Source organism: Streptomyces sp. NPDC059456, from assembly GCF_042750055.1.
Taxonomy (GTDB): domain Bacteria; phylum Actinomycetota; class Actinomycetes; order Streptomycetales; family Streptomycetaceae; genus Streptomyces.
Genome location: NZ_JBHYVA010000366.1, coordinates 1 through 2,343 on the forward strand (window position 1 = coordinate 1; position 2,343 = coordinate 2,343).

A 2,343-nucleotide genomic window follows, 5' to 3' on the forward strand; every position below is an offset into this window, starting at 1 on the left:
CTGCGCACCGCCCCGCGCGACGCGCGGGTGGGGGTGGGCGCCCCCCCCCCGGCGCCGGGGGCGCCCGCCCGGCCCGCCCCCCCCGGGCCGCCCGCCCCGAAGAACGCACGGCCCACGGCCGTCATCGGCCTCCGTCCGGCGCCCGCACCCGATCCGCGCCCGATCCGCGCCCGGTCGGCGCCCGGTCGGCGCCCGCGTGGACATCGGCGTCCGCATCGGCGCAGGTGTCGCGGGGCCAGACGCGTGGTACGCGGCAGGACGTCCGGAACCGGGGCGGAGATCCACCTTCCGGCCCAGCTCCCTACCTGCGCCCACGCCCGCGCCCACAGCGGCAGCCACGTCCCAGTTGGGAGATGTGTGGCATGCGGAAGCCGGGTCGGAGATGCACGCTCCGCCCCGGCTCCCCGCGTCGACATCGGTGTCCGCGGGCGATGGCGGTGGCGTCGGGAGGCAGAGCCGTGGCACGCGGCAGGGCGTGCGGGAGCCGGGGCGGAGGTCTGGCCTCCGCCCCGGCTCCCCACCCGCGTCCGCGTCCGCGTCGGCGCCGGGGTCGGCGTCGGCGTCGGTGGCCGGACGGGTGGCGGGCGCTTATCCGGTCGGGGCCGTCGGCCGGGTCCTGCCCGCCCAGGACACCAGCGGCCGGCTGCCCAGGCCGACGAACAGCAGCAGCGCGCCGAGCAGCAGCCAGCCGGGCAGGCCCATGCCGAGCGGCAGCAGGCTCATCACCGCCGGGGCGACGGCTTCCACCGCCCCGCTGCCCAGCCCGAACACCCCGGCGTACTGGCCCTGCAGATGGGCGGGCGCCAGTCCGAAGCAGTATTCGGTCGAGGCGGCCGCGTACCAGAGCTCGCCGAGGGCGAAGACGGCCATGCCGCCCATGAGCAGCCCCGTCGCCACCCAGGGGGAGGGACCGCCGGCCAAGGCCATGAGCGCGAGTCCGGCGGCGAAGGCGGCGCCGGCCCAGGCCATGCGCTGGCCGGCGGTCCGTACGTCGTGCACCCCGCGGCTCACCTTGACCTGGAGCAGCACCACGAAGGCCATGTTGAGCACCAGGACCGCCGAGACCACCCACCGGGGCGCGCTCGTGTGCGCGACGATCCACAGCGGCAGCAGGAACCCGGACACGGCGTAGTTCAGTGACAGCACGGCATGGGCGAGCGTCGCGCTGAGGTAGGTGCGGTCGCGCAGTGCGGTCCAGCCCCGTTCGGCGTTCTCGGCGGCCGCGGCCGCGATCCTCGGCAGGCGCAGGAGGATGAGGCCGCAGCTGACGTACGCCAGTGCCCGGCAGACCACCAGTGCCAGGTACGCGGGCCGGCTGTCGATCTGGATCGCGAAGCCGGCGGCGACCGAGCCGAGCGCGAGCGCGAGGTTGGTCACCGACCGCAGGTAGCCGATGAAGACCGTGGGGTTCCCGTCGGCCACCCCGCGGATGAGCGGCGCCTTGCTGGCCACGTCCGCGGGAATGATCATTCCCGAGACCAGTGAGACCGCGAGGAAGGCCCGGAAGGAACCGACCAGGGTGAAGCAGGAGATCGCCGCCCCGCCGCAGAGCATGACGGTGACGTGGACGCGTTTGGGTCCCCACTGGTCCGCCAGTCGTCCGACCAGGACCCCGGCGACCAGGCCCATCATGGCCCCGCCGAACAGTCCGATGGCGACCTGTCCGGCCTCCAGCCCCACGACGCGCGTGAAGTACAGCGCGCTCGCGGTGGTGAACATCCCGCCGCCGAAGCTGTTGGCGAAGGTGGCGAAGGTCAGGATCCGCTGCGCCGGCGACGCGGGAAGGAGCCCCCGCAGGCCACGGCGGGCGGGCGCGGGTGCGGTCGTCGTCACCGCCACAGTGCGTCCCCGAAGCGGACGCCGGGGCGCAGCGTGGGCTGGAGCGCGCGCAGTTCGCGCGGGGTGAGGCCGTCCGGGACGATCTTCACCTGTGGGCCGAACCAGTCCCAGACCTTGGCGAACCGCTGCTGCAGTTCCTCGGCGTTCTCCGCGGCCACCATGAACTGGCCGATCCGGTGGTCCGTGCCGGCGACCGCCGGGGTGCGGTCGCCGACGGGCCGCTCGATCCGGACGAACTCCACCCCCGGCCGCGCCATGACCTGGTCCGCGGAGGGGCAGTCGAGCAGCAGCCCCGGACCAGACGTCAGGTACGCGCCGCCGAGGGCTCCGGGCCGGATCTTCACGTCGATCTCGGGGCGTCGCCCGAGTGCCACCTGGATCGCGCACGCGGCCAGGTCGACGTTGAACTTCGCGTGCACGACCTCCTGGACGAGTGCGCCGCCGCGGCGCGCGGCGCACTCGCCGATGGGTGTGTGTTATAAAAATATCCGATCCCACGTGACC

Annotated in this window: 2 protein-coding genes; both read right to left on the bottom strand. The window is 74.5% G+C overall.

The features are described from left to right. Positions 1–588: 588 nt before the first annotated feature. Positions 589–1,833, bottom strand: coding sequence for an MFS transporter (locus ACFXA3_RS26885; RefSeq protein ID WP_385190907.1), 1,245 nt, complete (start codon positions 1,831–1,833; stop codon positions 589–591). Next, positions 1,830–2,258 (bottom strand): hypothetical protein, encoded by a 429-nt coding sequence (locus tag ACFXA3_RS26890; RefSeq protein WP_385190908.1) that lies wholly within the window; start codon positions 2,256–2,258, stop codon positions 1,830–1,832. Before ACFXA3_RS26890 ends, ACFXA3_RS26885 begins: the two co-directional genes overlap by 4 nt. Between the last annotated feature and the right edge of the window lie 85 nt (positions 2,259–2,343).